12 protein-coding genes are annotated in these 15,707 nt (G+C 40.1%); 2 read left to right on the forward strand and 10 right to left on the reverse strand.

Features of this window, described 5'->3' with window-relative positions; all coding sequences use genetic code 11:
- Positions 1-9: 9 nt before the first annotated feature.
- Positions 10-1,917 carry a DUF1800 family protein gene (locus tag H5122_RS11550; protein WP_182682212.1) on the reverse strand — a complete coding sequence of 636 codons (1,908 nt, stop codon included), beginning with the start codon at positions 1,915-1,917 and terminating at the stop codon, positions 10-12.
- Between the two features lie 170 nt (positions 1,918-2,087).
- On the opposite strand from H5122_RS11550, the gene H5122_RS11555 reads away from it, so the two are divergent.
- Positions 2,088-2,303, forward strand: a complete 216-nt coding sequence (locus H5122_RS11555) for a hypothetical protein (protein ID WP_002958138.1) — start codon at positions 2,088-2,090, stop codon at positions 2,301-2,303.
- A 49-nt stretch (positions 2,304-2,352) separates the two neighbouring features.
- On the opposite strand, the gene H5122_RS11560 is transcribed toward H5122_RS11555, so the two are convergent.
- The 4 genes from H5122_RS11560 to hrpB form a co-directional block, all read right to left on the reverse strand.
- The gene (locus tag H5122_RS11560) at positions 2,353-3,918 is read right to left on the reverse strand and encodes a diguanylate cyclase domain-containing protein (protein WP_259395772.1); all 1,566 of its coding nucleotides are present in this window, start codon (positions 3,916-3,918) and stop codon (positions 2,353-2,355) included.
- Between the two features lie 395 nt (positions 3,919-4,313).
- A complete protein-coding gene (locus H5122_RS11565; protein ID WP_182682211.1) occupies positions 4,314-4,658 on the reverse strand; it encodes a hypothetical protein in 345 nt (114 codons plus the stop codon).
- A 15-nt stretch (positions 4,659-4,673) separates the two neighbouring features.
- Positions 4,674-5,138, reverse strand: coding sequence for a nuclear transport factor 2 family protein (locus tag H5122_RS11570; protein ID WP_165744383.1), 465 nt, complete (start codon positions 5,136-5,138; stop codon positions 4,674-4,676).
- A 91-nt stretch (positions 5,139-5,229) separates the two neighbouring features.
- Positions 5,230-7,656, reverse strand: coding sequence for an ATP-dependent helicase HrpB (gene hrpB, locus H5122_RS11575; protein WP_182682210.1), 2,427 nt, complete (start codon positions 7,654-7,656; stop codon positions 5,230-5,232).
- A 285-nt stretch (positions 7,657-7,941) separates the two neighbouring features.
- Between hrpB and H5122_RS11580 the strand changes: the two genes are divergently transcribed.
- Positions 7,942-8,139 carry a CsbD family protein gene (locus tag H5122_RS11580; RefSeq protein WP_002958133.1) on the forward strand — a complete coding sequence of 66 codons (198 nt, stop codon included), beginning with the start codon at positions 7,942-7,944 and terminating at the stop codon, positions 8,137-8,139.
- Between the two features lie 63 nt (positions 8,140-8,202).
- On the opposite strand, the gene H5122_RS11585 is transcribed toward H5122_RS11580, so the two are convergent.
- From H5122_RS11585 to metH, 5 genes are all read right to left on the reverse strand, one after another.
- Positions 8,203-10,464 (reverse strand): xanthine dehydrogenase family protein molybdopterin-binding subunit, encoded by a 2,262-nt coding sequence (locus H5122_RS11585; protein ID WP_182682209.1) that lies wholly within the window; start codon positions 10,462-10,464, stop codon positions 8,203-8,205.
- Positions 10,461-10,958: a (2Fe-2S)-binding protein gene (locus H5122_RS11590; protein ID WP_007376163.1), complete on the reverse strand. Its 498-nt coding sequence runs from the start codon at positions 10,956-10,958 to the stop codon at positions 10,461-10,463. The genes H5122_RS11585 and H5122_RS11590 overlap by 4 nt, the downstream gene beginning before the upstream one ends.
- A gap of 170 nt (positions 10,959-11,128) precedes the next feature.
- Complete coding sequence (locus H5122_RS11595; protein ID WP_182682208.1) at positions 11,129-11,884, reverse strand: hypothetical protein; 756 nt, start codon at positions 11,882-11,884, stop codon at positions 11,129-11,131.
- A gap of 136 nt (positions 11,885-12,020) precedes the next feature.
- A complete protein-coding gene (locus H5122_RS11600) occupies positions 12,021-12,773 on the reverse strand; it encodes a hypothetical protein (RefSeq protein WP_182682207.1) in 753 nt (250 codons plus the stop codon).
- 296 nt (positions 12,774-13,069) lie between these two features.
- Positions 13,070-15,700 carry a methionine synthase gene (gene metH / locus H5122_RS11605; RefSeq protein WP_182682206.1) on the reverse strand — a complete coding sequence of 877 codons (2,631 nt, stop codon included), beginning with the start codon at positions 15,698-15,700 and terminating at the stop codon, positions 13,070-13,072.
- Positions 15,701-15,707: the final 7 nt, after the last annotated feature.

Consider the following 15,707-nt stretch of genomic DNA (forward strand, 5'->3'; position numbering starts at 1 on the left):
TATGCGCTCCTAATACTGCACGTTGAATTCAGGTGAAATAGCAATCATATATAATAAATACGAAACCCGTTCACGGTATTGCTCTTCATTAAAGTAGGCATCTAAATCAAGTAATGCTTGGCGTATGTCACTGCTCATTGCGCCTGCAAAATATAGCGTGTTGTACTGAGTTAATAGCGCGCTAACACCTTTTTTCTCTAAAACATTCATGTCGTCTTGAATATAAACATAAATACCATTTGAATTTAAATCACTGTGCGCTTCTGCGGTACTCCACACTAAACTTGCGTAAAGCGCGTTCATGGTGCCAATTAGTGTTGTATCGTTTGCTATTTGTAATTCTGGCGCAACAATACCTTCATTTCGTAAAGCTGCGGTTTGATAATCAGGCCTAAAAAAGTTAAATACCGAAGCCGACTGCATTGGCCCTTGCCCATAGCTATTTATTAAATTCCACGTTTTATAATAACCAGCCAAAGATTTAGCATCGAGATTTCGCCAAAACTGTACAGTTTTTAAAATAGGCTCTTTAATTTTCCCTTGGTAATTAAGCACTGAACCAAAATGCCGCGCTTCATCATCTAAATAAATAGCCTTTACTACAGCCGCTAAATCGCCGCGTACACCGGCGCCATTGTCAATAAATACATTAGCTACTCGCTCAACATATTGGGGGGTTGGGTTTGAGGTAATTAATCGCTGAATAAGTTGTTTGCTAATAAATGGCGCAACATTTTGATGGCTAAATAAGTTATCGAGCGCTATTTGCAATGACTCTTCTGCTGCATAACCTTGTGGTATAACTTCGCCATTTAGTAAGGTTTTTTGTTTACTAGAATGGTACTCGTCAAATGCTTCCATTGGTTTAATATAGTCACGACTTTTACGCTTAAATGTTTCACTATCGGCAAACGTCCAACCAGTAAATACGCGTGCAAAACCCTCTATTTCGACCTGTCCGTAAGTGGCAATAGTATTACCTTGTGCATCAAGCTTAGCGCTGCCATCTAGGTTTAGCTCTTCAAGGCCAATAGTAAATAACTGCATTACTTCACGTGCGTAATTTTCATCTGGGCGAATATTAAGTGCATCGTCTGCTTTTTCGTTACCCAAATGGCTTAAGTAAGTTCCCATAATAGGCGAAAGCGTGACATCTTCGAGTAAGTCACGATAATTACCAAAGGCATGCTTTAGTAGCAAATCGTAATAAGTGATCATGCCCTCAGGTTGGCCTCTTAAGGCACTGTTTTCATCCGACACTACTAATATTTCACTTAACGCAAATGCAACACGTTGACGGAGTTGATCGTCACTTTGCATTACTGCCTTCCACCATGCGTCTATGCGGCTTATGTATTTAAAGTCGTCATCGTCATTTAACTTTACTAAATAATCACGGTGATAATTAATAGGTAGCGCTACTTGCTTATCAAGCCATTGCTGCTCGCTTAAACCTTGTGCGTTTTGTATTTCACTAAGCTTAGGTCCCATTGTTGCTTGGTGTAGTAACCGTGCGGCGCTAATATCATCCATATTATTACGTGCAGTAAAGCTTAGCGTTTTTACACTGCTTGCCCCTTCGTTGTCGGTTGCTGTGACCGAAAAAGCGTAATCAACAGGCTTATAACTTTGCGCATTTAGCAGTGTTACTGAAGTAGTTGTTGCCTCTAAAGGCCCACTAATTAGTTCAGGCCCTTGCGTTTGTTGCCACACAACAGATGTAATAGTGCCGTCTTTATCACTGGCTGTTGCTGTTAGCTCAATTGTTTGGCCTTTACTTAATTCACTAGGAATATCAGCGACTGACAAAATGGGGATTTTATTTCCGTTAAAGGTTGGCGTATCATCGGAGCCTGAACCACCGCAAGCGCTTAGTATAAAAACCGAGCTTGCGATAAGAGCAAATTTATAATGCATGTAAAGTCGTCATCATTTGTTAATTAAAGTACGTTAGTGTGTACCGAGTTTAATGCATTTATTGAAACACAAAATTTACAATTTAACTCTTTATTTTTTGTAACCGAATCATGAACGCCCCATTAATAATGCGCTAGCAGCTGGGGTAAACAGCCAGAGCTTTATTATTTATGAAAACAGAAATTCGCTATTGTTTTGAATCTTCACAAGTTGCTAACCGATTTTTACACGAGCTCAAAGACTGGCCGGTTAACGATGTAAAAACACGACTTTTTAATGGCGGCGATAGTGTAAAAGTGACATACGAATACGACGAAAGTGGTTTTGATTACACTTGCGCCGAACTTGACGACCTAGCACAGAGCCATGGCGGGAAAGAGGTTTAAGCGTTTTATAATAAAAAACAGCTGATGCATCTTTAATAATTGACTTAAATTATATAGATTTGATTGATGTTTTATCTCTACCTGAGTTTTTCGCTTCGTAGAGCATTATGTCGGCTTCTTTAATTAGTGATTGGATAGACACATTATTACCACTTAAGGTTTCTTTTGTAGCAAATACACACCCAGCACTAATTGTTAAATATTTACGTACAGGCGACGCTTCATGAGGTAAATTTAACTCCCGAACCGCCAAAAGCAATTGCTGAGATATATTTACAAACTCTTCATAAGAAAGCTCTTTAAAGAATAATATGAACTCTTCGCCGCCATAGCGCGCAACTGTTCCTGTGTTTTGCTTTGCAATTTGTTGTAATTTACAAGCTAAGAGCTGTAAAGCATTGTCTCCGCCTTGGTGACCATAAAAATCGTTATAATTTTTAAAGTGATCTACGTCAAGTAATATTACTCCAAAGGCATTTTGTTGCTGTTGAGCCTGCTTCCACTGAGCCGCTATAATTTCATCAAAGGCACGCCTGTTGTAAATTTGGGTTAACCCATCAATTTTGCTTATCTTTTCGAGCTTAGAATTTTGCTCTTTTACTTGTTTAATTAACGCATTAAAACCGCTAATTAAAACGCGCATTTCTAAAAATTGATTAGTGAACCTCAAAGGCTGTAAATCGTTTTTAACCAACATTGAATTAATAGCGGACGCACCACTAATAAGCGGTTCAATAAAATAACGATTTACAATATAAAAACCTAATAATGACATTGCAAAAAACATAAACAGAATAAGCTTTAAATAGTGATCAAATAAAACTGGCAGTGTTTGGTGATGGTGCTTAATGTTCAAAGCAAGCAATGGCTTACCATTTACATCTAGAATCACCCTCTTCCTATGAGTGGCAATGTCCTCTTCTTGGAGGCTCCCTTTAAGCGTCGCAATATCGTTTAAAGAACTACCGTGTGCTATTTGTGTATAGCTAAGCTCCACTTGTGCAATTTCCGCTAAGGATTTGATCAACGACGGTCTTACTTTTTTTATAAAAACAATACTACCAACAGGCTCACCTGTTTTATCTGTTCGCTTTATTACATGCGATGCAAACATGATAGGGCCGCCCGCTGTTTGTAAAAAACCAGAATGACTTAAACTACTGTCGTCATTAGCAGCTTTTGGATTAGGAATAATTGCGCGGTTTAATTTATTAACCTGTAAATCTAAATCAGGCGCATCAAACTCCCTATGCTTCATATAATCATACGCTTGTCCGTAAACCATATTAAAGTTTACATCGTAGATAAACACACCATCAATTTTGAGAGAATAGAAGGTATCCCCTACAAAGTTTGAATCTACATATTCTGTGTCAAAATCAGCCATATAATCATAGGTGTCATCCCATACGGCGTAGTCATAATTGAGTGTTTCTAAAAATATAAACTCTCTATCAAGCGCAATTTTAAGACTCAGTAATTCACGATTTTGATAATCTTCAATACTAGTGTTTATAGTCGGCAGGCTAAAAAAATAGCGGTACCCAACTAATAAACTTGTTACAAAGCACATTAAAATTAAAGTACCTATTATTACAAAAAATCTTAATGTCATAGTCTCTATCTAATCGTGTAGAATTAAGTCAAAGTAGCTTACGTTTTATGTTTTAGACTTCGACATCTAAATTATAAATAATTAGCTTCTTACTAAAGCGTAGTATAAATTCATGAGCAGGAATAAACAAAGCTTACTATTAAGTTTTATAGCGTTAAAACTTTAGGACTTTCAATAATATATTTAATATAGACATAAAATCATACCAATTCGCTTAATTAAGTGGTCTATTTTGAGGACAGAAAAACGTGTTGATAGCTAGGCAAAAAATTCGCTATTTAGTTGTTCTAAATGAGCATTTTTTAACGCAGGTAGCGACACGTTTAGCCCTGCAAAATGATTAAGTATTATTGCGGATTGGTATTACACATTTAATGTAATACAAAAATCTGGAACTATTTCGCTACCGAAACTTCCACTTTCGATGAAGATGAACTCGCAAGATCCAGTACTTCATAATAATTTAAGCCTTCAATTTTTTTACCAATAATAAAATAATTCATTTCATTCATCATGGTTGGGTCGCCTAAAACATCTTCTGCGCTTTGCACATCAGAAAATTGAATTGCAATTAAGGCGCCTATAAAGCGCATTACATCTTGAGATTTTAATGTCTTTAAAACTTTATGAACTCCGGCCTGAGTTGACTCAGGTGTAGAACCATCAAATCTAAAATCACTTTTTGTACTAGCGCATGCACTAAGCATTAATATTGATAGTGCGATCAGTAAATGTTTCATATATATCCTTATTTTTTATTCGTGATACTTGCGTATCATCGCCACTTTACCGTTTTCAAGTTCTATTACTTCCATCATTGTGGAGGTGTATTCTATTGGCTGCTTACTTTGCGGGTGAATGCCCTTTGCATGACTCTTATAACGAATAGCAAAGCCTGTATCATTAAACACAAATGTATTAAGCAGTGTGCTTTCAAACAACGTGTGCGCACCTAAGTAAAAACTCATACCTTTGCGCATCTGCTCTTTGCCATCAGGAGTACGTGAGTCATCCGGTTGATACGGAATATGCTGATTACCAATATCATCGGTTAACAATGCAAGATAAGCCTCAAGCTCTTTAGCACCTGCGTTAGGTGCTTGTGTTGCGGTCATTGTTTTATAGTATTGCTGCGCAAATGCATTTAAGTCGAGTGGCTTTTCAGCATAAGCCGAAAAAGCAGTTACTAGAGCCAAACCTAACGTTAAAAGTAACCTCATTGACTATTCCCTGTAGTTAAAAATATTTTATAGGTACATTACCTTAGTAAGTTCAATAATCAAACAAAATCAGTTTTAAGTAAATTAACACCTACATTTTGCTCTTTACTCTATTTGTTGCAACGCTGTTGGCTGGGTCGTCTGGCCAAAAATGTTTAGGGTAGCGGCCTTTCATTTCCTTTTGCACATCGCGGTAACTGCTATCCCAAAAGTGGGCTAAATCTTGAGTAAGTTGCAATGAACGTTTACCTGGCGATAGCAGCTCCATAAGCAATGGCAATTTACCGTTGGCAAGCATAGGCGTACTGGTCAAGCCGTAAACTTCTTGCATACGCACGCTTAGCTTTGCGGGGCCATCAAGCTGGTATTCTATTTTTATATTTGAGCCACTTGGCACCGTTAAGCGCAGTGGTAACAGTGCTTTTAAAGCTGTTTGTTGTTGCCAATCAAAACAGTTTTGTAATGCTTCAAAGTAGTTAAACTTTTTAAGCTGCGTGAGCGTTTTAATATCTTCTAAAAACACGCCTAGCCACTGCGCTGCATTTTGAATAAGTTGTTGCTCGTTTATTTGCGGGAATTTATCGGGCATTAAATTACTTGCTAGGCTCATACGTATCAGCAATTGTTGCGCATCAGGTTGCTCGTTAAATAAAGCAAAACCGTGTTTAGTAAATAAGCTAAGCCACGCTTTAGCACGCTCGCTCTTATCTAGTTTTTGTTTACTAGGCTGGCTGCTGAGCGTTATAGCCCCGAGTTTCACTTCATCTTGATGAATAAAGCGCGCTGATTTTTCATCAAACTCACAACGAGTAAGTTTACTAAATAAATGCGGTAAAAATTCTTGTAACTCAAATGGGTTAAGTGCGGTGGCTGCAAATATACGCCCACCTTTGTGCCCGCCCATGGTTGCTATAGCTAAGTAATCGTCGTTGTGCCAGTAATCGACATTTAACTCAGCACCAGCACCATTGGCAAGTAAATAACCATTACCGCGTTTTTTAGCGATGCGATCGGGGTATGCCAATGCCACTAGCAAACTAATATAATGCGTATTTAATTCGCTGTTTTCGTCTTTTACTTTTAAGCGGCTTTGCCAATATTTTAACTGTTGTTTAAATACCGGATGCGGACGTTGCTGCTGGCTATGCAGCGCTAAACTCAACTCGTTTGCGCTATTTACTCGGCTCTCAAGTAATGCCACTAAATAAATAGCGAGCCTAAAAATACCAGGGAGTTGGTCATCAAGTATTTGTGCTTTCAATAGCATATGCGCCAAACGAATATCAGCACCAAAACCTAACATTTTACTGCCAAGCGGTGTGAGCTTACCCTTGCTATCAATAGCTTCTAGCATGTTAAGCAGGTTACTTGCTTGCTCACATTGTTGCTCAGTGGGCTTATCGAGCAAGGTTAGCTCATCAATACTGGCTCCCCACTGCTTTGCCTCAAGCATAAGTTGGCTTATGTCTGATGTGAGTATTTCGGGATTGTCGTGGCTATTACGTCGCTCAAAGGTTTGCTTTGAGCCAATGCGATAAACAATGCCCGGCTCTATTCGTCCTGCACGCCCTGCACGCTGAACAGCAGACGAGCTCGATATACTTTGTGTTGTGAGCTCAGTAACCCCTGTTTTTAAATTAAAGGTGGCTGCACGGCGCTTGCCGCTGTCAATTACAATGCGTATACCTTCAATAGTTAAACTGGTTTCGGCTACATTGGTGGTAAGCACTACTTTGCGCATGCCGTTTAGTGCAGGAGCAATAGCAGTTTGCTGATTGGCTTTATCCTGCTCGCCAAATAGCGTTGCAACTTGGCAGTTACTGGGTAGATCGGTGAGCGCTTGTTGCACGCGTAGTATTTCAAATTGCCCAGGTAAAAACACCAATGCGCTACCTGTTTGCTCATTAAGTGCTTGTTTTATTATGTTAGGAATTGCATCAAGCCAGCGACTTTCATCTTTTATGGGTATGTATACTTCATCTATTGGGTAGCTGCGACCGCTCGATTGAATTACAGGGCAGTCAAAAAAGGCTGTATAGCGCTCTGTATCTAGCGTTGCCGACATAAGCATAATAGTTAAATCTTCACGCAGTGCACTTTGGGTCTCGAGCGCAAAGGCAAGTGAGGTATCGGCTGCAATTGAACGCTCATGAAATTCATCAAATATCAGTAAATCTATATCGCTTAATTCGGGATCGTTTTGCAGCATGCGGGTTAGCATACCTTCGGTAACTATTTCGAGGCGTGTATTAGCGCTTACTTTACTCTCGCCCCTAATCCGCAAGCCCACACTTTGCCCAACACTCTCGTTTTGGCACTTTGCTAAATAACTGGCTATATTACGAGCAGCTAAACGGCGAGGCTCTAGCATTACAATCCGTTTAAAATGCCCATCGCGCATAAGCTCTAGCGGTAACCACGTAGATTTACCCGCACCAGGCGGTGCTTGTAATAACGTAATAGGATTACTTTGTAATGTAGTAACGAGTTGTTGATATATGTCTTGAACCGGCAGCACAGCTATTTACCCTAAATTGCTTTGTGTGCATTGTAACAAAAACCAAAAATAAACGCGCCGCTAAAGCTGTGTGGTTATAAAGGATTTAATTAAGGGTTACATAATCAGAAATAATTACAGACCGCTCTGTACATTTTTTAAGGATGTGCTCACAACATTAATCATTACTGCCTCAATAAAAACATAACACCATGATTATAAATATAAAGTAAAGATTTAACTTGTTGGTACACGCCTTGCTCCTTTTATACTGAACGTTAATTAAATCTAAGTAAGGAGAAACTTATGAACAGCGATCGTATGAAAGGTAATTGGAACGAACTTAAAGGTAAGGCTCAACAAAAATGGGGCGATCTTACTGACGACGATTTAGACAAAATTGAAGGTAGCCGTACAGAGCTTGTGGGTAAAATCCAGCAGCAGTATGGTAAATCTAAAGAAGAAGCAGAGCGTGAAGTTGATGAGTTTGAAAAAACTCACTAATCGCTAACTTCTAAAAAAACCGCCATTTTGGCGGTTTTTTTGTTCAAGCTGTAGGTTATTTAGCTACGCTTTTAATTGGTTACCAATCGGTAACTGCCTAATACGTTTTCCGCACGCGGCAAAAATAGCATTACATAATGCTGGCGCATAAACCGGTGTAGATGGCTCGCCTACCCCTGCTGGTGGTGCATCGCTTTGTACTATTTCAACGTCAACTTCAAGAGGTGAGTCGCTCATACGCGGTACGCGATAATCATGAAAGTTACTTTGCTGCACGCGGCCTTTATCAAAGGTAATACCATCGCTGATTGCAGTTGTAATCCCGTAAATAGAACCACCTTGAGTTTGGTTTTTAACGGTGTCAGTGTTTACAACCGTACCCGCGTCAATGGCAACCCACGATTTAATTACGTTTAAATCGCCAGCATCCGACACTTCTACTTCAACTACCGTAGCTACGTAAGTTAAAAAGCTTCTGTGTGCTGCTATGCCTAAACCTCGCCCTTTAGGAAGCTCTCGACCCCATTTACTCATGTCAGCTACTTTTTCAATAACATGGCGCAGTCTGCCAATATCTAAAGGGTAAACCTCTTTATCGCCACCGTAATTATCGTATGTAGCATTTTGCTCTGTTACATCAACAATACGACTCGGACCTATGGTGTCTAGTAAATAGTCTTTTTGGTCGCGACCGGCTTTGTGCGCTGCTTCGCCAATAAATGACTGAATAGCAAAGGCATGAAAAATATTTGATACAGAGCGCATCCAACCAATTCGTGCTTTGGCTTGCGCATCACCGTTTTCTAACTTCATGTTAGGTGTGTTAATTGGGTTATCGGTAAACCCTAAGCGCAGTTCAAAGCTTCCTGGCGTAGTCGCCCCTTCTGAAAAGGTAGAGGTAATTGGTGAAAACGCGGTGCGGTGTAAATAAGATTCTATTGCGCCATTTTTATCTAGCGATGCTTCAATGTGCTGAGCCGAAACCGCATGGTAAAAACCATGTTGTATGTCATCTTCACGCGTCCATTGCACACGAATAGGTTTGCCTACTTTCATTGAAAGGTAAGCTGCTTCTGCTGAAAAGTCAGGTTTTGACTTACGCCCAAAGCCGCCTCCTAACATGGTAACGTGAACATTAATTTTGCTCTCATCCATGCCAAGCATTGCCGCCACTGTTTTCATATCGGCTTGTGGGTTTTGCGTAGCAGCCCATATATCAACACTATCTTTGTTGTACATAGCTGTTGCACACGGCGGCTCCATTGGTGCTTGAGCAAGATGCGGCGCGTAATAATCAGCTACGAGTTTATTGCTCGATTTAGCCAACACGCCCATGGCATCGCCTTTATCACGTATGTTTGCCTGTGGAGTTTGTACTGTTTTTAGTAATGACTTTTTAAATTTTTCTGAATTGTAATCGCCATTTTTGCCATCATCCCACACAACTTTTAATGCTTTACGCCCTTGCCATGCAGCCCATGTGTTTTTAGCTATAATCGCAATGCCGCCTTTTGGCTGAAACTGCGGTGCGCCTTTTGGAGCAGGTATTTCAATAACATCTATAACGCCGTTTATCGCTTTTGTAGCACTGGCATCAAACGACTTAACAACACCGCCTACCACTGGCGGGCGTTCAATTATAGCCACCAGCGCTTGTGGTTCGCGTACATCGGCTGCAAATATAGCTTTACCTGTTACTAAATCGGCTAAATCTATGTGCGCCATGCCAGTATTAATATAACGCCATTCTTTGCGTGTTTTAAGTGTTAGTTTGTCAGCTTCTGGTGGCGTTATTGTAAGCGCTAAGTCGATTAAATCTTTATAAGTAAGCGATTTACCTGAGCTGTGTGTAACAACGTGTTGATTAGCAGTACAGGTTTCTGGATCAACTTTCCAAAACTTAGCGGCAGCATGCTGCATCATGTAACGTACACTTGCGCCCATTTCACGCAGGCGCTGCATGTTGTAGCGAATACTACGCGAGCCATCGGTATTTTGATCCCCGTATTTAGGGTCGCCCTTACCCTGAATAACAATAACCTTATCCCATGCGGCTTCCATTTCATCGGCAACAATTTGTGCAATCGCGGTGCGAATTTGCTGACCCATTTCAGAGCGATGGCAGGTTATTTCAACCATGCCGTCTGGGCGCAGTGCAATGAATAAGTTTGCGCGTTTTGCTTGCTCAGATGGCTGCTCTAATACACCCGCAAATGCTCTTGGCGCACTGCCTACAAAATAAGTACCAAGTACCAATGCACCTATAGCACTGGTTTTTAAAAACTTACGGCGGTTTAAATCAAAATATTTGTTATCTTGGTTCATACTTCTTCCCCTTGTTCATTTGGGTCAAAATATTGAACACTCGCCATTGTTTTAGCAGCTGATTTAATTGCTTTATGAATACGCGGGTATGTACCACAACGGCAAATATTTCCCGACATATTACTTACTATTTCATCGTCAGTTGGGGTTGGGTTTGCTGCTAATAAACTCGCAGCTTGCATCATTTGGCCGCACTGGCAAAAACCACACTGCGGTACTTTATGCTCAACCCATGCTTGTTGCACTGGATGGTCGCCCTGCTCGCTTAGCCCTTCAATTGTCGTAATTGAACGCCCTGCTGCTGCCGCTACAGGCAATACACACGAGCGCTGAGCTACCCCATCAATATGCACGGTACACGCACCGCACTGAGCCATACCACAGCCAAATTTAGGCCCAGTTAAATTCAATTCATCTCGGAGATACCATAATACTGGCGTTGACGGATCGCCAGAAAACTCATGTTTATTACCATTAATGGTAAGCGTGATCATACTAAACTCCTTGGCAAGGCGCTTTACAGGAGGGTTCCTTGTTGCGCGAGAACTATTTTATACTTACTACTTTTAGCCTACCACTTAGATCTGTTTTATAAAAACACTAATTATTAGAACGTTTTACTGTTAAAAACAGATCTACATTATCAAGCATACTAAAACATACATTAATGAGTGCTTATAACATCTTCAAATAGTAATCGCTCATCGTCTTTATAGACTTCAAGCCAACCTGGTGGTGATGTATCACAGCCAATAATGGTTACATGTAGTATGTAACTATAACGCCCATTTTTAAACGTATAATGGTGATTACCGCCAGTGCCACTAACCGTTACATCGCCGTTAAATAAAACCATATCAGGCTTATCCTTTGCTCTTTTATCAATATTCCACACTGCATATCGATAATTATGATCGCCTAAATCATCAACACGAATATGGTAGTTAGCCGTTTTCCAATCGAGTACTGGTTTTTCAAAAGTATTAATACTTGCGTGCAAGGATTGCTTATCGTCTTCGATTAAGCTTTTAGCAAGTGTCTGCTCTTTAGTATTTTGTGTATTTACAGCAATAATTTTACCATCGGTATCTACCCACATAACGCCGTTATTTAGCATAATGCCGCGCCAACCTACTTTCTCCCAATCAGTTTTAATGTTTGAACTGGCAATAACTGCCGCTAGCTCATCATTAAACACTTCATCAAAGCGGTTAATAAACTCGGCTTCATTTTTAATGTCAGGTATGGGATATCGTCGTTTTAGCGGGTAGCGAATAAGTGCTGCAATCGCAGTTTTATCATGCGCTTTAAAAGCAGCAATAACAGGTAAAACGAACTCGTGATACTTTTGCTCAAGCGCAAATGTGTTCGATGTGAAAAGTAGTGATAGGCACAGTAGAATGTGGCTTAGATATTTCATTTATAGTCCTTTATTTAAAACTATCATAAATGGATTGCGTGGGGCTGGTGATATAAAATACTAAGTGAGGATATATAATTAGAAGAAAGTTCATAAAAAATTTTTACAAAGTTCCAGAAAACTATATATTTTTAAATTACAACTCAGGGTTTTCTAGCTTTTTTAATAAAGAGTTAAATACATTTTCTCGAATACCTTCTAAGTATTCAGACCATTCTTCATCATATTGAATATTAAAAATGAGATCATAATTATTTTTTTTGCTTATTTTATCTGATAAATCATTTAACTCTGAAGACCAGTTAGGATCAATTTTATCAAATCGCTTTTGATCAATAGTATCCATAAGCTTTTCAACATCATTTGCTAATTTATACAAATTTTCAAAATCTCCTTTTAATATTTTATGTTTATCCGGAGACAAAAATCTTAAACGTGTAACTAAGTTAGATAATTTATTATGAGAAATTGTAAATTTTTGATGGAACTCTAATGTCGACTTCAAAGAACTGCTCCATTTCTCCATTGCAATATCTTGCTTGTCTCTTGAAGAACTTCTTAATGATTCCAAGCAGCTTTTGGTTTCTAGTTGATACAAAGTACAATACATCCAACTGTGAAAATACTCTCCTTTTACACAACTCAGTATTTCAAATCTCTCATATGCCCCATCAACCCTTTTACGATTCCTGTACTCAATAATTGCGATAAATACAGCATAAATAGTACCGACACCCCCAACCCAACTACCTAAATCAGACCAAACATCATAATGTCGATTAGAGTGATAGAGTATTTCATAAACACCAATAAAAGTAATAGCAAGAGCAGAAAATGTGATTAATATAAATTTTTTCCTATTCCAAAAATCCTTAATTTTACCCCTCAAAACAGCTAATCCTTATTTTTAAAAAACTTACAAATTCACTCGAAAATTAGGTAACTAAAAAATTATATTTAGCTCCTAAACATAGTAGTTTCCAATTACTACAACTAGACCATTACTTTATAGGAACTCCTAACCGTTTACCTAATATTAATCCAGTTCAAGAAAAAAACTAATCACACTTGAATAGCCATATTATATGAATTCAATCGGTCGCCCTTATGCAAGTTAATAAAAAAACGAGCCACATTGGACTCGTTTTTTGTTTTAACTAATAGCTAGAAACTAACCGTTTCGCTCTACTCCGGATCATACCCCAAGTTAGGCGATAGCCAACGTTCTGCCTCTTCGAGCGTCATATTGGTTCGCTTGGCGTAATCTTCTACCTGATCCTTTTGCACAGCGGCCACGGCGTAGTATTTAGCCTCAGGGTGTGAAAAGTACCAACCCGAAACAGCAGCACCTGGCCACATGGCGTACGAGCTAGTTAGCTGCATACCAATGCGTTTTTCGGTATCGAGCAACTGCCAAATTTTCTTTTTCTCAGTGTGCTCAGGGCACGCTGGGTAACCTGGCGCTGGGCGAATACCTTGGTAGTTTTCGCGTATTAGCTCATCGTTTGCTAGGTTTTCGTCTGGTGCAAAACCCCAATACTCTTTACGTACTTTTTCGTGTAGGTATTCTGCAAACGCTTCGGCGAGCCTATCGGCAACGGCTTTAACCATTATTTTGTTGTAGTCGTCTTGCTGTGCGTCAAACGCATTTGCTAAGTCGTCTTCTTCTAGGCCGCCCGTTACTGCAAACGCGCCAAAGTAATCAGGCGTGCCTTTGGGTGCTATGTAGTCGGCTAGGCAATAATTAGCAAAGTCGGTTTTTTCGGTTTGCTGGCGTAAATGGCACGAAGTAGTTAATACTTCTTTGCGTGTTTCGTCGGTGTATATTTCTATGTCGTCCCCAACGCGGTTAGCCGGGAATAAACCAATTACACCAAGTGGTTGCAAACTGCCTGCTTTTTCAAGGTCGTCTAACATATCGTTAGCGTCTTTAAATAAGCTTTGCGCTTGCTCGCCTACTACTTCATCGTCCATTATGCGCGGGTATTTACCGGCAATTGACCACGTCATAAAGTATGGCGTCCAATCTATGTATTTACGCAAAGTAGCAATTGATACGTTTTTAAATTCAGTCACGCCCAGATTTTTAGGCACAGGTGGTGTGTAGTTATCCCAATCAAGCTTTGCTGCGTTATCGCGTGCGCGCTGGATTGTAACAGGCTTAGAGCGTGGTTTTTTACGCGCTTGTTGCTCGCGTACTTTTACATATTCAGCTTTAGTTTTAGCTAAAAAGTCAGGTTTAATGTCTTTTGATAATAAGTTTGAAACTACACCAACTGCACGGCTTGCGTTATTTACATACACAACGCCTTTGTCATATTGCGGCTCAATTTTTACTGCGGTGTGCGCTTTAGAGGTAGTTGCACCACCAATAAGTAGCGGCAGTTCAAAACCACGGCGTTTCATTTCTTTTGCTACGTGCACCATTTCGTCAAGCGATGGGGTAATTAAGCCCGATAAACCAATAATATCGGCTTTTTCGTCGATGGCGGTTTGCAGTATTTTATCGGCAGGTACCATTACGCCTAAATCAATAACTTCGTAGTTATTACATTGTAGTACCACGCCTACAATATTTTTACCTATGTCGTGTACGTCGCCTTTTACGGTCGCCATCACTATTTTACCATTGGTTGAACCTTCTTCTTTTTCGGCTTCAATGAATGGGTCTAGGTAAGCTACGGCTCGTTTCATTACGCGCGCCGATTTAACCACTTGTGGTAAAAACATTTTACCTGCGCCAAATAAATCACCTACCACGTTCATGCCATCCATTAACGGCCCTTCAATTACGTGAATAGGTTTATCGGCAGCAGCGCGGCACTCTTCGGTATCTTCATCTATAAAGGTAGTAATGCCTTTTACAAGCGCGTGCTCAAGGCGTTTTTCTACAGGCCATGTACGCCATTCTAAATCTTCGACTCGCTCGGCTTGTGCCATACCAGAGTATTTTGGTGCAAGCTCTACTAAACGCTCGCCTGCACCTGGGTCTGTGTTAAGTATTACGTCTTCAACGGCTTTACGAAGCTCTTCTGGTATGTCGTCGTAAACGGCGAGTTGCCCTGCATTTACAATCCCCATATCCATACCCGCTTTTATGGCGTGGTATAAAAATACCGAGTGAATAGCTTCACGTACTGGGTTATTACCTCTAAATGAAAACGATACATTAGACACCCCGCCCGACACTTTACAGTGCGGTAAGTTTTGCTTAATACGGCGTGTGCCTTCAATAAATTCTACTGCGTAGTTATCGTGCTCTTCTATACCGGTGGCTACGGCAAATATATTAGGATCGAATATAATATCCTCTGGTGGAAAACCAATGTCTTCTACTAATATTTTGTAGCTGCGGGCACATATTTCATATTTTCGGTCTGCTGTATCAGCTTGCCCGTCAGTATCAAACGCCATTACAACGGCAGCTGCACCAAAACGTTTTATTATTTTAGCTTGGCGAATAAACGGCTCTTCGCCCTCTTTTAGCGATATAGAATTAACAATGGCCTTACCTTGAATACACTTTAGGCCTGCTTCTATTACTTCCCATTTAGAGGAGTCGACCATAATGGGTACGCGTGAAATATCAGGCTCTGAGGCTATTAAGTTTAAAAACTTAACCACCGCGGCTTTTGAGTCCAACATGGCTTCGTCCATGTTTATATCAATAACCTGTGCGCCATTTTCTACTTGCTCGCGAGCCACTGTTAGCGCAGCTTCAAAGTCTTCTTCCATGATTAAACGTTTAAACATGGCAGAACCGGTTACATTGGTACGTTCGCCGACATTAGTAAATACTGCTATTTGTTGGGTCATGTTGGCT

The sequence above is a fragment of the Pseudoalteromonas sp. SG43-8 genome (genome assembly GCF_014164245.1).
GTDB classification, from domain to species: Bacteria; Pseudomonadota; Gammaproteobacteria; order Enterobacterales; family Alteromonadaceae; genus Pseudoalteromonas; species Pseudoalteromonas distincta.

What these genes read in the sequence shown, in the direction of transcription:
- H5122_RS11550 (WP_182682212.1), bottom strand. Translation starts at nt 1,917, where the DNA reads ATGCATTATAAATTTGCTCTTATCGCAAGCTCGGTTTTTATACTAAGC.
- H5122_RS11555 (WP_002958138.1), top strand. Translation starts at nt 2,088, where the DNA reads ATGAAAACAGAAATTCGCTATTGTTTTGAATCTTCACAAGTTGCTAAC.
- H5122_RS11560 (WP_259395772.1), bottom strand. Translation starts at nt 3,918, where the DNA reads ATGACATTAAGATTTTTTGTAATAATAGGTACTTTAATTTTAATGTGC.
- H5122_RS11565 (WP_182682211.1), bottom strand. Translation starts at nt 4,658, where the DNA reads ATGAAACATTTACTGATCGCACTATCAATATTAATGCTTAGTGCATGC.
- H5122_RS11570 (WP_165744383.1), bottom strand. Translation starts at nt 5,138, where the DNA reads ATGAGGTTACTTTTAACGTTAGGTTTGGCTCTAGTAACTGCTTTTTCG.
- H5122_RS11580 (WP_002958133.1), top strand. Translation starts at nt 7,942, where the DNA reads ATGAACAGCGATCGTATGAAAGGTAATTGGAACGAACTTAAAGGTAAG.
- H5122_RS11585 (WP_182682209.1), bottom strand. Translation starts at nt 10,464, where the DNA reads ATGAACCAAGATAACAAATATTTTGATTTAAACCGCCGTAAGTTTTTA.
- H5122_RS11590 (WP_007376163.1), bottom strand. Translation starts at nt 10,958, where the DNA reads ATGATCACGCTTACCATTAATGGTAATAAACATGAGTTTTCTGGCGAT.
- H5122_RS11595 (WP_182682208.1), bottom strand. Translation starts at nt 11,884, where the DNA reads ATGAAATATCTAAGCCACATTCTACTGTGCCTATCACTACTTTTCACA.
- metH (WP_182682206.1), bottom strand. Translation starts at nt 15,700, where the DNA reads ATGACCCAACAAATAGCAGTATTTACTAATGTCGGCGAACGTACCAAT.